Genomic DNA, 14,417 nt, shown 5'->3' on the forward strand with positions numbered 1-14,417 from the left:
GTTACTTAACTAATTTCGAATAGCTGCCTCAAAAAAGGACGGTCCCCGAAGGGCCGTCCTTTTCATATCTTATTTGCCAAACATGGATGAACTGTGCATTGGCTGGACTTTCGCTTTGGGATCGATGTAGGATTTTGCGTGATTCACTGCAGTTGGCGCTTCACCGAAACCGCAGGCAATAAGCTTCACTTTTCCATCGTATGTGCAGATATCACCGGCAGCATAGATGCCTTCGATATTTGTTTCCATTCTTGAGTTAACAACAATGGAGTTCTTTTCAATTTCAAGACCCCATTCCTTAATAGGACCGAGGGAGGAAACGAAACCGTAGTTTACGATTACAGCATCAACATCAAATACCTCTTTTTCCTTTGAAGTAACACCTTCCAGGACGACTTGTTTGATTCCTTCGCTGTCACCGATAAGCTCAGCAGGCACATAAGGCGTTTTGATTTCGACTTTAGAGCTCTGCAGATTCTCTACACTGTGCTCATGCGCACGGAATTTATCGCGGCGGTGAACAATCGTTACTTGTTCAGCGATAGGCTCAAGCATTAATGCCCAGTCTACTGCAGAATCCCCGCCTCCGAAAACAACTGCTTTCTTGCCGGCGAATTGATTTAAATCATCAATGAAGTAATGAAGGTTCTTGCCTTCGTATTGAGCTGCGCTGTCAAGTTCAAGACGGCGAGGCTGGAACGCGCCATTGCCGGCAGTGATAATGATGGTTTTTGAGTAATGTACCTCTTTATTGGTTGTAAGCTTAAATGTTCCATCAGCTTGTTTCTCTAATTTTTCAACAGATTGTTCAAGTGATACAGTGGGCTCGAATTTAGCCATTTGTTCTTTAAGGTTATCAATTAATTCCTGGGCGCGGACTTTCGGGAAGCCGGCAACATCATATATGTATTTTTCAGGATAAAGAGCAGATAACTGTCCCCCAAGCTGAGGCAAGCTTTCAATAATCTTAACTGATGCTTGTCTCATGCCACCGTAGAAAGCAGTGAATAAACCAGTTGGCCCCCCGCCAATAATGGTTATGTCATACACTTTTTGATCTTCTTTCATGCAATATCCCCCCACGTATGTATTGAAATTCCACTCTTTATTCTAACATAAATCGTTTAAAACCTCATCAATCGAGGTAAATATTATGAATAATTGGAAGATTTCAAATGAAAACCCTGCATTTAAAACACGTATATTCTTTTAAGTTATCCTGAGATTTTTAAGTTTTTCGTCTATTTTTTTAGGCTTGAAAAACTATATGAAGTAGAATAAGATGTAATGGAGGAATAATGTTAATATTTTATGACAATTTTGTTGAGTTTTTTTGAACTAATTCGTGAATAACATCACAAAGTTTTTTTATGTTTTTTGCTATAAAAAATATAAAGCAGTGGAAGATAAGAAAACATTAGAAAATACTTAAAAAAGGTGGAAGTGATACACTTGAGAAAGCCAAAGATTGTTATCCTCGGTGCAGGCTACGGCGGTTTGATGGTTGCAACCCGTTTGCAGAAATCTGTAGGAACTAACGAAGCGGAAATCGTTTTAGTGAACAAGAATGACTACCATTATGAAACAACATGGCTGCATGAGGCATCAGCCGGAACACTTCATCACGATCGTGTACGCTATGATATAAAAGATGTTATTGACCGCAACAAAGTTGAATTCGTTCAGGGAACTGCTCTTGAAATTAAAACAGAAGAAAAGAAAGTCATTTTGGAAAATGGCGAAATTGACTATGATTATCTAGTTGTTTCTCTTGGAGCCGAGCCGGAAACATTCGGTATTAAAGGACTTAAGGAACATGCATTTTCTATTGTCAATGTAAATGCTGCGCGTCATATCCGTGAGCATATTGAATATCAATTTGCTACTTACAATACAGACGCCCAGAAAAAAGACGAGCGCCTTACAATAGTTGTCGGCGGTGCAGGCTTCACGGGCATTGAATTCCTTGGAGAATTGGCAAACCGTGTTCCTGAGCTTTGCAAAGAGTACGATGTAGACTACCACAAAGTGAAAATCATTTGCGTGGAAGCAGCGCCAATGGTTCTTCCTGGCTTCGATCCTGAGCTTGTTAATTACGCTGTATCTCACCTGGAGAAAAAAGGCGTACAATTCATGATTGGAACAGCTATTAAGGAAGCTACGCCTGAAGGCATCATCGTTGGCAAGGGCGAAGATGAAGTAGAAGAAATCAAAGCTGCAACTGTTGTCTGGGCTGCAGGTGTACGCGGAAATTCTATTATTGAAAATTCTGGCATCGAAGCAATGCGCGGCCGTGTAAAAGTTCAGCCTGATTTGCGTGCTCCTGGCCATGATAATCTGTTTATCATCGGAGACTGCTCATTAATCATCAATGAAGAAATTAACCGTCCATACCCTCCTACTGCACAAATTGCTATGCAGCAGGGTGAAGTATGTGCAAGAAACATTACTGCTTTAATCCGCAATAAAACTGAACTTGAAACATTTACTCCAGATATTAAAGGTACTGTATGTTCTCTTGGTGAACACGATGCGATCGGTGTTGCATTCGGCAAGAAAATGGTTGGTACTAAAGCTTCATTCATGAAGAAGATGATCGATAACCGTGCTCTTTACATGGTTGGCGGACCATCACTTGTATTGAAAAAAGGTAAATTCAACGTTCTTTAATAAATAGCTATCATTTATATAAGGGGATGGACTCTATAGTCTGTCCCTTTTTTTTCGTGGTAGAATTTATGTAAAAGGGGGTTTTCGGATGGGAGTCGAACATAAAAGGGGAAAGGTCTGGCTTGCGGTTTCTGGGCTTGTTATTTCCCCAGAAGGCAACTGGCTTGTCGTTAAAAAGAAATACGGAGGCCTTAAAGGCAAATGGTCTCTGCCTGCAGGGTTTGTGGAACCAGGCGAAACTGCTGATGAAGCTGCAGTGCGTGAAGTAGAAGAAGAGACTGGAATCAAATGTTCAGTGAAAGGCTTGCTTGGATTGCGAACAGGTGTCATCAAAGGAGAAGTCAGCGATAATATGGTTTTGTTTTTGCTTGAAGCAGAGCCTGGACAATCATTAAAAGTTCAGGAAAGTGAACTTTTTGACGTGCAATATCGTGATCCGAAAGAGCTCGCTAATGACCCGGATGGATCAGTTCTTTTAAAATACATATTAGATTCTTCTGATTCCTCTATAAAGCCTTTGATTAATGGCATTAATCCCGGAGATACTTTCGGATACACAGCATATAAACTATTTTTATAATTTTCTGAAATTTAGAGATAGAACGAGGAATTAGAAGCAAACAATGCTTGTATGCGTTTCCAACGATAGTTTTTCATGAAATATGGAGCTTTTCATTTAATCATATCCTTGATATATTATCAGAAAATTCAGTTACGAAATTCAAAGGAGATGAATGAAATGACAGCTAAGAATCATGAAAATAAAGAGTGTATGTATTGTTCAGGGAAAGGGTATTTTCAATTATTGTTAGGTGGATCTGAAACCTGCAGCTGCTGCGGTGGTACAGGAAAGAAAAAGGAATAAACCAAAAACTTCGCGGAATGCGAAGTTTTTCTTTTCATTAGCGGGTGTGCTGGCGCTCCCGCTTTTCTTGTTGACTCCCCAATCCACATTAAAGTACACTAAATATTGATGTGCTAAGGGAGGAAACAAGTTCATGCAAATGACGATTTTCGTTTTGCCTATTTCGATGCTTCTATTTTTTGTGCTGTTTTTTGGAATAGGTTTTATATTAAATATGCTGTTAAGAATGTCTTGGATCATGGCCATTATTTATCCTATTATCGCCATCTTTATCATCGATAAAGTTCGTTTTATTGAGTATTTTCAAAAACCGGGGGAATCCTTTTCCAGCCTTGGCGTTGAATTGTCCAGCCTCGCTCTGGCTGACATCCTCATATTAAGCAGCGGAATGGCAGGCGCCATCGTTGCCGGAATTACGATTAGGCTGCTTCGTAAAAAAGGATATCGGATGTTTTAAATTGGTTATATAATCTCGGCTGCGGCAGGGATTTTTTATTTTTTTGATTAGTGTAATCAAATCGCCCAAGCCTATGGTATTACTGGTTTTAGCCTGTCTGAAAACGGATGCTTGGAGGCTTCCGCTCCCATAAGTTATGAATATTTCTCTCGAAGATGGGAAATGAATAACTTTGGGAGGAGTGTAATAGATGAGCAAATTTAAAATATGGATGAAACGTTCGGTAATGTCAGCCTTATTTATAGGCGCGTTATTGACAACTCTCCATTCGATTTCCGGAGTGGAAGCACGATCAATTATTCAGCTGCATCAAAGTGATGGTGAACAAGCTGACGAGGATGGAAATTCAAAGTTTGACCATACATTAAAATCGGTTGGCGTAGCATTTAAGTTTTTAAAGCAGGCAGTGAGTCTGGAGCCTAAGATTTCTGCGAGTGAAGCTGTGGCAAGTGAACAGCCGCCGACACTGGAAGAATCGATTGACTGGTCGCAGTATCAGAAGCAACAAGTAATAGCTACTGGATATACGGCATTTTACGAGTCGACAGGCAAAAATCCGGATCATCCGTCCTTTGGCATTACATACTCAGGCGTTAAAGTAAAAAGAGATTTATACTCTACAGTCGCAGCAGATTTGAATGTTTTTCCGATTGGAACGATTTTGTTTATCCCTGATTATGGATATGGTGTTGTAGCAGATAAAGGCGGCGCTATTAAAGGGAATAAATTGGACCTTTATTATGAAACAGTGGATGATGTTTATAATAACTGGGGAAAGAAAACGCTCGATGTTTACATCGTTGAAATGGGCGATGGAACCCTGACGGAAGAAGAATTAAAATTACTGAATGAAAATGAATCCATGCAGGTTTTTAGACAGCAATATATTAAATCTGAGAAAAAATAATTCGGAATGCAGGCAAATCCGCGAAAATAATCGGATTTGCCTTTTTATTTTTATAACATAGAAAATGCCTGCGGGTGGATCTTTTTAGCTAGTTTTATGGCTCCTTCAATTAGCCGTGGTGAAGGCCTGCAAAAAAGTTCTTCTTCCAGAACCAGGATTCTGTTCTGCTTAACTGCTTCCATTTCACTCCAGCCTGGACGTTTCAGGACAATTTCCGGATTTACCTTTTCTCTTCTGACACCGACCCAGGCGAGACAGATATAATCCGGCTGCCGATTCAGGACATCATCCCAATCAGTCTGGACACTTGCAAGCTCAACATCCCTGAATAAATTCATTCCGCCGGCAATCTCACTGATTTCTGTCAGCCAATTGACTTTGCCGGGTGTAAATACGGGCTTTGGCCACCATTCCCAATAGAGGCTTGGTTTTTTTTCAATCCTGCTTGAGATGAGCTTAAGTGCCTCTATTTTTTCCGCAAACTCTTTAGCAGCCAAAACACCTCTTTCAGGCTTACCGATTTTTTCTGCAGCAAGAATCAGGTCCTGTTCAATATCTGCCAGGCTTTGAGGATTTAAAACAATGTGGGGAATCTGCCTTTTTTCAAGCTCCGCTACATTCTTTTCCATGCCGGGTACACTAAGGGATGCCAGCACAAGATCAGGCTTCAATTCTTCTACTTTGTCCATATTAATAGACAAGTCAGGGCCCAGCCGGGGCAGCCTGGATATTTTGTCCGGCCAATCCGAATAATCGTCCACCCCCGCGAGCATATCAGTAAATCCCAAGTATTCCACTAATTCCGTGTTGCTTGGGCATAAGGAAAGGATTTTCACATTAAATCACACCCTCAGGAAAATAAATAATGAAGTGCTAAAGTCAATAGGATTCCAGTCAGGCCGCCAAATAGAACTTCTATCGGCTTATGGCCAAGCAGCTCCTTCAATTCTTTCTGTTTTTCTTGGCCTTCTTTCTTCTGCCATGTCTTTGCTTCTTCAACAAATTTATTGAAGTCGGCAACAAGCTGGTTTAAAACAATTGCCTGTTCCCCAGCCTGACGTCGCACTCCTGTAGCATCAAACATCGTGATAATGGCAAATACGGCTGAGACAGCGAATACAGCCGAGTCTATTCCAGTCTCTAGTGCCACTCCCGTTGAAAGGGCAGTTACTGCTGCTGAGTGTGAGCTTGGCATTCCGCCAGTACTTGTCAAAAGGGACCAATCCACTTTTCGGGTGGCAATAAATTGAATGGGCACTTTTACAAATTGGGCAAAGAAGATGGCTGCCAAAGCAGACCATAAAGGAAAATTTGTCAATAATTCCATATGAGACCACCTCCTAAGTTGTATGATACTCCCCTTGCAGCTTCAAATATGCAGGTTCGGGAACTGCCGAAAGCTATACTAACTAATATTCTCCAACAGATTGTTCCTTCCTGCAAGCTGATCTATTTTAAGTTTTTGTTAAACGATGCTTTTTTTGAAAATACGACGTTGCAGTCAGGGAAAACAAAAGAAGCCACTCAAAGGCATTCAGGGCAGCTGCACTTTCAATTGGAATATCAATGGCGCTTCCGATAATCATCAATACAGCTCCGGCAAAAAACCAAAACCAGCCCTGTTTGCGCCAAATAACAGCAGATGCCGCCAGCAGCACAGCAGATACGATCAGCACCATAATGGGAGGGCCGCCTGGTGCCTCTGTATCTGAATAGCTAAGAACACCATATTCCCACTTTGCTTCCAGTTTAAGACCAAATACCTCAGCAGTAAGTTCCAGAATAATTAATCCTGCAGTAAGCAAATAGGCAATCCATTTAAATGTGCCTGTTTTGGCCCATTCCAGATCTGCTTGTTTTAAAGTATTCCAGGAGTATAGGACAAGCAATGGCGTGAAAAAGGCGTGAATCCAAAACCGGGCATAATTCAGATGCTTTAAAGTATTGCCCTCCCCGATAAAACGGCCAGCAGCCAGAATTCCGTTATCGTAAATTAACCCTAGAAGTACAGGAAGCAGGAAGACAGCACTAATGAGGCCGCTGTCCTTAACAGTGCTTAGCGCCCAGAAGAACAGCAGGATATATCCTGCTGCAAAGGCGGCAAACAATAGAGGATCCATAACATTCTCCTTTCAGTCTTTATTTTCTTTACCCAATAATTAAAGAATATACTTAAGGATTATACATATAGGATAATCTCTATCCTTTTTGTTAAAATGAAAGTGATAGGAAGTCCTGAACATGGGGTGATTTCATGGAAGATTATCCTCTTGAATACTACGAATTCTTTATTAGTTTCAATGAAGGTGACTATTATACATGCCATGATCTTCTTGAGGAAATGTGGATGACTGACAAAGGCAATCTATTTTTGAAAGGCCTGCTGCAAATGAGTGTCAGCATCTATCATTATGAATACGGCAATGTCAAAGGAGCAAGGCTGATGATGCAGGCGGCACAGGAATACTTGCAGTCTTACCGGCCTAAACACTGGGGGATTAATCTTGAGCATGTGTATGAGTTTATTGAAGAATGCCTCTCTATTTTTCCGAAAGATATCGATCGGCTCCCATTTGAAATGATAGAAACTCTTCCTAAACTGCCGCAGCTGGTGCTATATTTGGAAGATTAGCAAAAGTAAAAACATCATAAAATTAGATAGTCGAAATAATTCAATATTTTCGATATAATAAGATGAAAATATATTATGGGGGTGCGAGAATGTTTTCAGTAAAGAAAGAAATTGACTTCTCAGCCGAACAGGAATGCCTGATCGTTGGTGTCTTCGATAAACCAGCCAGGTTTGAAGGTGTACTGGCCCGTGCAGATGAACAATTTGATGGCCAACTGACAGAGCTGGTGAAAAGCGGGGATATTTCTGCCAAGAAAAAAGCTATTGCAAAAATACATACTTTTGGAAAAATCGGGGCCAAACGATTAATAACAGTTGGTCTTGGAAAAGAAAAAGAATTCAGCTTTGAAGAATTGCGTGAAGCATTGGGCCGGGCATTTAAGGAAGTGAAGTCGTCCAAGCTACAAAATGCAGGTGTCCATCTTGATACATTTATTGGTGGAAATGTAGATGCGCTTGATGCAGCCCATGCAGCCAGCGAGGCATTTGCCCTTTCCACCTATAAGTTTGAAGATTACAAACAGAAATCGAATGAACCGGAAAAAGATATTGAAAGTATAGCCGTTTACTGCGAAGCCGCAGATGAGGAAGATGTAAAGGCCTCCCTTACAGTAGGATATGCCCACGGAAAAGGAACGAACTCAGCCCGTACATTAGTCAATCTGCCAGGCAATATGCTGACGGCCACTGATCTGGCAAATTACTCTTCTGAATTGGCTTGGAGATACGGATTTGAAGTGGAAATCCTTGAAAAAGAGGACATGCTTAAACTTGGCATGGGTGCTCTTTTGGCAGTTAATCAGGGATCAGCAGAGCCTCCTAAAATGATTGTCATAAAATATCAGGGCAAGGAAGAATGGAAGGATGTCATCGGCCTGGTGGGCAAAGGAATTACCTTTGATACAGGGGGCTATTCCCTTAAACCGAAGGATGGCATTGTCGGGATGAAAACAGATATGGGCGGTGCAGCGGCTGTGCTTGGCGCAATGGAAGTCATCGGCGAACTGAAGCCTGAACAAAATGTTGTCGCTGTTATTCCTTCCACAGATAACATGGTGAGCGGAACAGCGTTTAAGCCGGATGATGTCATCACATCCATGAGCGGGAAAACCATTGAAGTCCTTAACACTGATGCAGAAGGGCGTCTGGTTCTTGCTGACGCGGTAACATATGCGAAGCATCATGGAGCAGATTACCTGGTGGATGTTGCAACTCTGACTGGCGGTGTCATTGTTGCACTGGGGGAAGAAACAACAGGTGCATTAACCAATAATGAAGAGTGGTTTGAGCAGGTGCTGGAAGCATCCTATGAAGCTGGCGAACCAATCTGGCGTCTGCCTCTTTTTGAAAAAGATAAAGAAAGAATCAGAAGCAGCAAGGTTGCAGATCTGAACAATTCGCCTGGACGTGCCGGCCATGCCATTATGGGCGGAGGATTTGTCGGTGAATTTGCCGAAGACACACCATGGGTGCATCTTGATATTGCAGGTACAGCCACAACAGCAAAAAGCCATGATCTTGGACCAGACGGCGCGACAGGCGTTATGGTGCGTACATTGGCACTGCTGGTTGAAAGATTTGAAGCAAAATAAAGATGAATTCAGAACTCTGGAGAGATCCGGAGTTTTTTTATGCAGTTTTTTAGCTTAAATTCGCAATGGAACTGTAAGAAATGAACTTTACCGGCAGGTTAACCCGAAATACCGGCCAACACAGCGTCTGGCGCAAACTCCCATTTCTGAATCTGCCCGAAATCATTGACATGAAAAGTAGAAGTATGATAGTTTAATACTTGTGTTTTAGTTCTCTACCAATTTAGCATAATAAAGTATAATGAAACATAAGTACAGAAAGAGGGTTGCATCATGAATGCAGTTATACTTGCAGTTTTGATCATGCTTGTTCTCAGCCTTCTGCGTGTCAATGTGGTCTTAGCCCTTGTGGCGGGCGCATTGGCAGGCGGGCTGGCAGGCGGATTAAGCATAGATAAAACAATAGAAGTTTTTTCAAATGGGCTTGGCGGCAGTGCTGAGGTTGCATTAAGTTATGCGTTATTGGGCGGATTTGCCCTAGCCATTTCCGCAACAGGACTTCCGAATCTATTGGTGGATTGGGTTCTGGAAAAGGTCGGGAAAGACGGGGAATCGAGAGGGAAAACATTATCAAAGGCACTCATCATATTTTCCATTTTATTAATGTCTATTTTTTCTCAAAATCTGATTCCGATTCATATCGCGTTTATTCCGATTTTAATTCCGCCTTTATTGAAGGTTATGAATGAGCTGCAAATGGACCGCCGTCTGATAGCATCTGTGTTGACATTTGGTTTGACAGCTCCGTATATTTTGCTGCCTGCAGGATTTGGCCAAATATTCCACGGAATACTCGCAGAAAATATGGAGAACAGCGGATTGGCAGTGGACATGGCTGACATCCCGAAGGCAATGCTTATTCCTGTAGCCGGTATGATAGCTGGTCTTTTAGTTGCATTATTTGTTTACCGAAAAAAAAGGGATTATCGTCCATCAGAATTAATGGAGACGGAGAAAGGCAATTATTCCAAAAAGGGCATTATTTTTTCTCTCATTGCGATTGCAGCAGCTCTCATTGTACAGCTGCAGCTGGATTCGATGATCTTTGGGGCGCTGACAGGTATTTTGGTTATTTATATCAGCGGTTCAATTAAATGGAACGAGGCAGATCAGCTTTTAACAGAGGGTATGAAGATGATGGCGTTTATTGGATTTGTTATGCTGGCTGCATTTGGGTTTGCAGATGTATTAAAAGAAACAGGCGATGTTGAAAGCCTTGTTGAACAAGCGGCAGGAATCATCGGCAATAATAAATCACTTGCAGCATTGCTTATGCTTCTTGTCGGCTTACTTGTTACGATGGGGATTGGATCTTCATTCTCAACCATCCCGATTATTGCAACCATATTTGTGCCGCTTGCACTAGAGGTTGGCTTCAGCCCGATGGCAACTATTGCTCTAGTAGGGACAGCCGCTGCTCTTGGAGATGCCGGTTCGCCTGCATCAGACAGCACATTGGGGCCAACAGCAGGCTTGAATGCAGATGGACAGCACAATCACATCTGGGATACTTGTGTGCCAACATTCCTTCACTACAATATTCCGCTCATCCTGTTTGGATGGCTGGCGGCAATTATCTTATAAATTTAAGCAGCTTCCATTAAGGGGGCTGCTTTCTCATTGCTTTTATCAGTCCGTAAAGTAGGGTACGATAAAGGAAAAAGAACTGAGGTGGCTTCAGTGTATTTTGGGAAAATAAGAAAACCGGCCTCAAGCCGGGTACCGCCAAATCAAAATATGACGACGGCTTTTCCTGTACTGCATTATGGAAATGTCCCGCACTATAAGGATATTCAAGAATGGAACCTGCAGATATTTGGGGAAGTAGAAAAGGAATTATCCCTTTCGCATGAGGAGGTAATGAACCTTCCTCAGACACAGTATAAAAATGATATCCACTGTGTTACGGGCTGGTCAAAGCTTGATAATATTTGGGAGGGAGTCTCCGCCGCTGAGATTGCCAGGCGGGCAGGTGTAAAAGAAACCGCGCAATTTGTAATCCTCCATGCGGAAGAAGGATGGACCACCAACCTTCCCATTAAAGATTTTCTAAAAGGCACTAGCCTTCTTGCCCATACTCATAACGGTGAGCTCCTGACTCCTGAGCATGGGTTTCCTCTAAGAGCCGTGATTCCGCATCTTTATTTCTGGAAAAGCGCAAAGTGGATTAGAGGCATCGAGTTTTCTGAAATTGACAAGCCTGGTTTTTGGGAGAAAAACGGCTATCATAACTATGGTGACCCCTTTCGTGAGCAGCGATTCAGCTGGGATGATTAATAAACATAAAAGCGTTACATGCCGTAACGCTTTTATGCCTATTAAAATCCAAATAGCATAGTAAAAATATTTTTCTTTTTTAATTTCTTCCTGGGCTTCTCCTGATCAAAAACCAAAAGGGTGTCAGCGGGGATGCTTCGGCTTTTTACAGCTGTCCTGGCTTCAAGAACCTCAATCCGTTTAAGCAGGCGTGCATTCTCTTTCTGCAGCTCTTCTATTTCGCTGCGGTGCTGCAGCAGCTGATAGGAGACAACATCATCCGCCTTTCCGTTCAGCCGCTGCTCAAGCTCACTGATCTTCAAATAAATTTTCTCCATGGCTGGTTCAGCTGTTTCTCCCTGGACCGTACCTTTTCTGGCCTTTTTGCCATTTACCGTAACGTCCTGCAATATAATCCCCTGGTTAAGCTGATCCTGCACCTGCTTAAGCAGGTTAATGTCTTCTTCCGTAAATAAGTAATGGCCTAGTTCATTCCGTTCCGCCCGGAGTCCCAGTTGTTTAACCCATCGCTGAATAGTGCTTGGCGAAACTCCTAACAATTTAGCAGCAGCACTTGTATTCATTCTGATCCCCTCCCGTTTTCACAATGGATTCTATCCGGATAACGGGAAGTCCTTCCCGGCTGACAAAACAAGTTTTCTTTCGGCAAAGATAGTGCGGATTTTACATTTTTTTATCATCCTGATTTCCGGATTTTGAATTCATATATAAACATTTTTCTGTCATCCAGCCTATTGTTCCGCCAATTAGGGCACCGCCTATTACATCAGAAGGGTAATGGTGGCCAGCCCAGACACGCGCGAAGCCTGTAAGGGCTGAAACCCACAGCAAAATACGGCCTATAAATCGATTGGCGTAAAAAATGACGATAGAGGCAGCAAACGACACCACTGTATGTTTGCTTGGAAAACTAGAATCTCTTTTGGCTGGGATCAATATGCCAACCTTGTTTTTTATGAAGGGGCGGGGCTTAAAATAACAAATTTTAATGATCTTATTTACAAGGATAGCGATCAGGGAAGCTGCAGCAGCCTTTTTCGCGGCTGTTTTGGAGGGGCCTTTTGCCAGCCACATGCATGCCAGTACGAATAAAAATAAATACCTTGCCCTATTTGATATAAGAATCATTAAAAAGTCCATGAAAGCAATACGTCCGGACAATCGGTTGATTGCCTTGAAAATCTTCATGTCCATTATTAGTCTCCTTCTGCTCTTGTCATTGGGCAGATTCCTGCTGTCAGGCTCTCTTTTTGGAGGGGCTTCTGCCTTTTGTTCATTTTCTTATTATTTGCAACTCTGCACTTAAAAACACAATTTGAGTATAGACATTAAAAAAATAAAACCATGCAGCAATTGCATGGTTTTAAAAGCTATACATAGAATAAGTCTTTAAACACAAATGAAGCGAAACCCATATAGGCACTGATAGTGTGGTCGCTTATAATATAATTTGGATAATTCCAGAAAATCATTAAGATACCTCCTTTAAAAGTGAATCCCCTGCAGAGGCAGAGGAAATTGAATATTATATTTGTCCTGAGCGCGATGACAGCCATTTGTTCAAATAGTCAGGAACTTTTCCTTTTGAAGTAAGATTGGCATGACCTCCCTGAAGAAGGTGGAAAGTTTTGTCAGTACTTGAAGTCAGGCTCATGACAGGAAAAATCTGTTCTTTTGGTACAAGGCGGTCATTATCCGAAGCGACAGCGAGTAAATTGGCTTTGATATTGCTTAGCACCGCCTTCCTTTCACGGACGGTTAATGTGCCATTCACAAGCTTATTCTCTTCCAAAAGGTCATGATTGATTTGCTTTAGTGCTGCCCCGGCAAATGGAATATGGCCATCGGTCCAGTGGCTGAAACGTTTCCACCGGGAGGCGTATGCTTCATCGTCAGCCCTGGCCAGAAGCGACAAATAATGGGAGTAATAAATGGGTGAAGTAAATAGCCGCATTCCTGATTTGATGGCAAAGGCGGGTATAAGTCCCCATGCTTCAAAAATGGAGTCCAGACTGCCTTCTCCATTCCGCAATTCTTCTGCCCATTTATCAAAGACAGGGACGATGCTAAAGTCAACCGGTGCGACAGACAATACTAAGTTTTTGACCGGCTCATCCGCAATGGCCGCATAAATCGCAGCAAAAGTGCCGCCCAGGCAAAAGCCCATGACGGTTATTTCTTCTGCTTTGGCGTGATATAAAGCTCGTTTTACCCCTTTCTGGATGTATTTAGTAATATAATCGTCCATGGTAATCTCTTTGTCCTCATAGCCCGGAATTCCGAAATCCAGCAAGTAGACATCGTATCCACTGTTGGCCATAGCCTCAATTAAACTGTTCTGAGGACCAAGATCTAAAATAAAGGGCTGATTGACGAGCGAATATACAAGGAAAACCGGAATTTTGTATTTTTTACTGGAAGGGGCATAGTGCCAGAGTGTAGCTTTATTTCTTTTCCAAACTGCAGTCCTTGGAGTTGAATTGGTCTCCGGATCAGGCAGGAGAATGGTTTTAAAGAAACCATGCAGTTTTTTGGAAGTGGTATTTTGTTCCATTTATTTTCCCGCGCCTTCACTGCTGCTGGAAGATTCCAATTCCTGATCCAGCGACTGCTTTAAATCAGATAAGACTTGAAGAATATTATCTGGGTCTGCTTGAGAATTCGCGGCAGTGCTGCCAAGTGCCTTTTTTATTTCCTCCACTGATTGAGCCAAAGCCATGACTTTTTCGTCAATCAGGTCCATTTTTTCTTCAGCCTGCACAGTTAATTTTGCTGCGTTTGCCACGTCAGTCTTGGTAGGGAAATTAAGAGGGATGGATAGTGTCTCAATGGCTTCCTGGAGTTTTTTCATGCTTGCTGCAGTCACCTCGGAACGGGTGATTAGATTTTTAAATATTTCTTCTTTGTTAATTGAGTTCTGAATGGAATTATTCAGTTCTCTTTCCACTTTTGTCCCTAACTTTTTTATTGCCTGTAATAGGGCTTCGGTATGGTTAATAGACATAAACATTCTCCTT

Annotated in this window: 17 protein-coding genes; 9 read left to right on the forward strand and 8 right to left on the reverse strand. The window is 42.1% G+C overall.

Annotated elements, in window-relative coordinates; all coding sequences use genetic code 11:
- Positions 1 to 69 precede the first annotated feature (69 nt).
- Positions 70 to 1,068 (reverse strand): NAD(P)/FAD-dependent oxidoreductase, encoded by a 999-nt coding sequence (locus QUF73_21155; GenBank protein ID MDM5228634.1) that lies wholly within the window; start codon positions 1,066 to 1,068, stop codon positions 70 to 72.
- Between the two features lie 384 nt (positions 1,069 to 1,452).
- On the opposite strand from QUF73_21155, the gene QUF73_21160 reads away from it, so the two are divergent.
- The 5 genes from QUF73_21160 to QUF73_21180 all read left to right on the forward strand — a co-directional run bounded on the left by QUF73_21160 (position 1,453) and on the right by QUF73_21180 (position 4,899).
- A complete protein-coding gene (locus QUF73_21160; protein MDM5228635.1) occupies positions 1,453 to 2,670 on the forward strand; it encodes an NAD(P)/FAD-dependent oxidoreductase in 1,218 nt (405 codons plus the stop codon).
- Positions 2,671 to 2,758: 88 nt separating this feature from the next.
- Positions 2,759 to 3,250 carry an NUDIX domain-containing protein gene (locus QUF73_21165; GenBank protein ID MDM5228636.1) on the forward strand — a complete coding sequence of 164 codons (492 nt, stop codon included), beginning with the start codon at positions 2,759 to 2,761 and terminating at the stop codon, positions 3,248 to 3,250.
- A gap of 159 nt (positions 3,251 to 3,409) precedes the next feature.
- Positions 3,410 to 3,535, forward strand: a complete 126-nt coding sequence (locus tag QUF73_21170) for a YuiA family protein (protein MDM5228637.1) — start codon at positions 3,410 to 3,412, stop codon at positions 3,533 to 3,535.
- Positions 3,536 to 3,668: 133 nt separating this feature from the next.
- Positions 3,669 to 3,992 carry a YuiB family protein gene (locus tag QUF73_21175; protein MDM5228638.1) on the forward strand — a complete coding sequence of 108 codons (324 nt, stop codon included), beginning with the start codon at positions 3,669 to 3,671 and terminating at the stop codon, positions 3,990 to 3,992.
- A 190-nt stretch (positions 3,993 to 4,182) separates the two neighbouring features.
- Entirely contained in the window at positions 4,183 to 4,899 is a 717-nt protein-coding gene (locus QUF73_21180; GenBank protein MDM5228639.1) for a 3D domain-containing protein, read from the forward strand.
- Between the two features lie 50 nt (positions 4,900 to 4,949).
- On the opposite strand, the gene QUF73_21185 is transcribed toward QUF73_21180, so the two are convergent.
- The 3 genes from QUF73_21185 to QUF73_21195 form a co-directional block, all read right to left on the reverse strand.
- The gene (locus tag QUF73_21185; protein ID MDM5228640.1) at positions 4,950 to 5,735 is read right to left on the reverse strand and encodes a cobalamin-binding protein; all 786 of its coding nucleotides are present in this window, start codon (positions 5,733 to 5,735) and stop codon (positions 4,950 to 4,952) included.
- Positions 5,736 to 5,749: 14 nt separating this feature from the next.
- Positions 5,750 to 6,226 carry a divergent PAP2 family protein gene (locus QUF73_21190; GenBank protein ID MDM5228641.1) on the reverse strand — a complete coding sequence of 159 codons (477 nt, stop codon included), beginning with the start codon at positions 6,224 to 6,226 and terminating at the stop codon, positions 5,750 to 5,752.
- A gap of 127 nt (positions 6,227 to 6,353) precedes the next feature.
- A complete protein-coding gene (locus QUF73_21195; protein ID MDM5228642.1) occupies positions 6,354 to 7,019 on the reverse strand; it encodes a hypothetical protein in 666 nt (221 codons plus the stop codon).
- A 134-nt stretch (positions 7,020 to 7,153) separates the two neighbouring features.
- Between QUF73_21195 and QUF73_21200 the strand changes: the two genes are divergently transcribed.
- From QUF73_21200 to QUF73_21215, 4 genes are all read left to right on the forward strand, one after another.
- The gene (locus tag QUF73_21200; GenBank protein ID MDM5228643.1) at positions 7,154 to 7,531 is read left to right on the forward strand and encodes a DUF309 domain-containing protein; all 378 of its coding nucleotides are present in this window, start codon (positions 7,154 to 7,156) and stop codon (positions 7,529 to 7,531) included.
- An 89-nt stretch (positions 7,532 to 7,620) separates the two neighbouring features.
- Positions 7,621 to 9,123 carry a leucyl aminopeptidase gene (locus QUF73_21205; protein MDM5228644.1) on the forward strand — a complete coding sequence of 501 codons (1,503 nt, stop codon included), beginning with the start codon at positions 7,621 to 7,623 and terminating at the stop codon, positions 9,121 to 9,123.
- A gap of 273 nt (positions 9,124 to 9,396) precedes the next feature.
- Positions 9,397 to 10,707 carry a Na+/H+ antiporter family protein gene (locus QUF73_21210; GenBank protein ID MDM5228645.1) on the forward strand — a complete coding sequence of 437 codons (1,311 nt, stop codon included), beginning with the start codon at positions 9,397 to 9,399 and terminating at the stop codon, positions 10,705 to 10,707.
- A 96-nt stretch (positions 10,708 to 10,803) separates the two neighbouring features.
- A complete protein-coding gene (locus QUF73_21215) occupies positions 10,804 to 11,400 on the forward strand; it encodes a sulfite oxidase-like oxidoreductase (protein ID MDM5228646.1) in 597 nt (198 codons plus the stop codon).
- A 41-nt stretch (positions 11,401 to 11,441) separates the two neighbouring features.
- Here the strand turns inward: QUF73_21215 and QUF73_21220 are convergent, their stop codons facing one another.
- From QUF73_21220 to QUF73_21235, 4 genes are all read right to left on the reverse strand, one after another.
- A complete protein-coding gene (locus QUF73_21220; protein ID MDM5228647.1) occupies positions 11,442 to 11,963 on the reverse strand; it encodes a MerR family transcriptional regulator in 522 nt (173 codons plus the stop codon).
- Between the two features lie 100 nt (positions 11,964 to 12,063).
- Entirely contained in the window at positions 12,064 to 12,594 is a 531-nt protein-coding gene (locus tag QUF73_21225; GenBank protein MDM5228648.1) for a phosphatase PAP2 family protein, read from the reverse strand.
- Positions 12,595 to 12,925: 331 nt separating this feature from the next.
- Positions 12,926 to 13,954 (reverse strand): alpha/beta fold hydrolase, encoded by a 1,029-nt coding sequence (locus QUF73_21230; protein MDM5228649.1) that lies wholly within the window; start codon positions 13,952 to 13,954, stop codon positions 12,926 to 12,928.
- Complete coding sequence (locus tag QUF73_21235; protein ID MDM5228650.1) at positions 13,955 to 14,404, reverse strand: hypothetical protein; 450 nt, start codon at positions 14,402 to 14,404, stop codon at positions 13,955 to 13,957.
- Between the last annotated feature and the right edge of the window lie 13 nt (positions 14,405 to 14,417).

Source organism: Cytobacillus sp. NJ13 (genome assembly GCA_030348385.1).
Classification (GTDB): Bacteria; Bacillota; Bacilli; order Bacillales; family Cytobacillaceae; genus Cytobacillus.

Bases quoted from the DNA above. Each gene is read 5' to 3' on its own strand.
- QUF73_21230 (MDM5228649.1), bottom strand. From the start codon at position 13,954: ATGGAACAAAATACCACTTCCAAAAAACTGCATGGTTTCTTTAAAACC.
- QUF73_21195 (MDM5228642.1), bottom strand. From the start codon at position 7,019: ATGGATCCTCTATTGTTTGCCGCCTTTGCAGCAGGATATATCCTGCTG.
- QUF73_21235 (MDM5228650.1), bottom strand. From the start codon at position 14,404: ATGTCTATTAACCATACCGAAGCCCTATTACAGGCAATAAAAAAGTTA.
- QUF73_21210 (MDM5228645.1), top strand. From the start codon at position 9,397: ATGAATGCAGTTATACTTGCAGTTTTGATCATGCTTGTTCTCAGCCTT.
- QUF73_21180 (MDM5228639.1), top strand. From the start codon at position 4,183: ATGAGCAAATTTAAAATATGGATGAAACGTTCGGTAATGTCAGCCTTA.
- QUF73_21205 (MDM5228644.1), top strand. From the start codon at position 7,621: ATGTTTTCAGTAAAGAAAGAAATTGACTTCTCAGCCGAACAGGAATGC.
- QUF73_21220 (MDM5228647.1), bottom strand. From the start codon at position 11,963: ATGAATACAAGTGCTGCTGCTAAATTGTTAGGAGTTTCGCCAAGCACT.
- QUF73_21155 (MDM5228634.1), bottom strand. From the start codon at position 1,068: ATGAAAGAAGATCAAAAAGTGTATGACATAACCATTATTGGCGGGGGG.
- QUF73_21190 (MDM5228641.1), bottom strand. From the start codon at position 6,226: ATGGAATTATTGACAAATTTTCCTTTATGGTCTGCTTTGGCAGCCATC.
- QUF73_21170 (MDM5228637.1), top strand. From the start codon at position 3,410: ATGACAGCTAAGAATCATGAAAATAAAGAGTGTATGTATTGTTCAGGG.
- QUF73_21165 (MDM5228636.1), top strand. From the start codon at position 2,759: ATGGGAGTCGAACATAAAAGGGGAAAGGTCTGGCTTGCGGTTTCTGGG.
- QUF73_21225 (MDM5228648.1), bottom strand. From the start codon at position 12,594: ATGGACATGAAGATTTTCAAGGCAATCAACCGATTGTCCGGACGTATT.
- QUF73_21200 (MDM5228643.1), top strand. From the start codon at position 7,154: ATGGAAGATTATCCTCTTGAATACTACGAATTCTTTATTAGTTTCAAT.
- QUF73_21175 (MDM5228638.1), top strand. From the start codon at position 3,669: ATGCAAATGACGATTTTCGTTTTGCCTATTTCGATGCTTCTATTTTTT.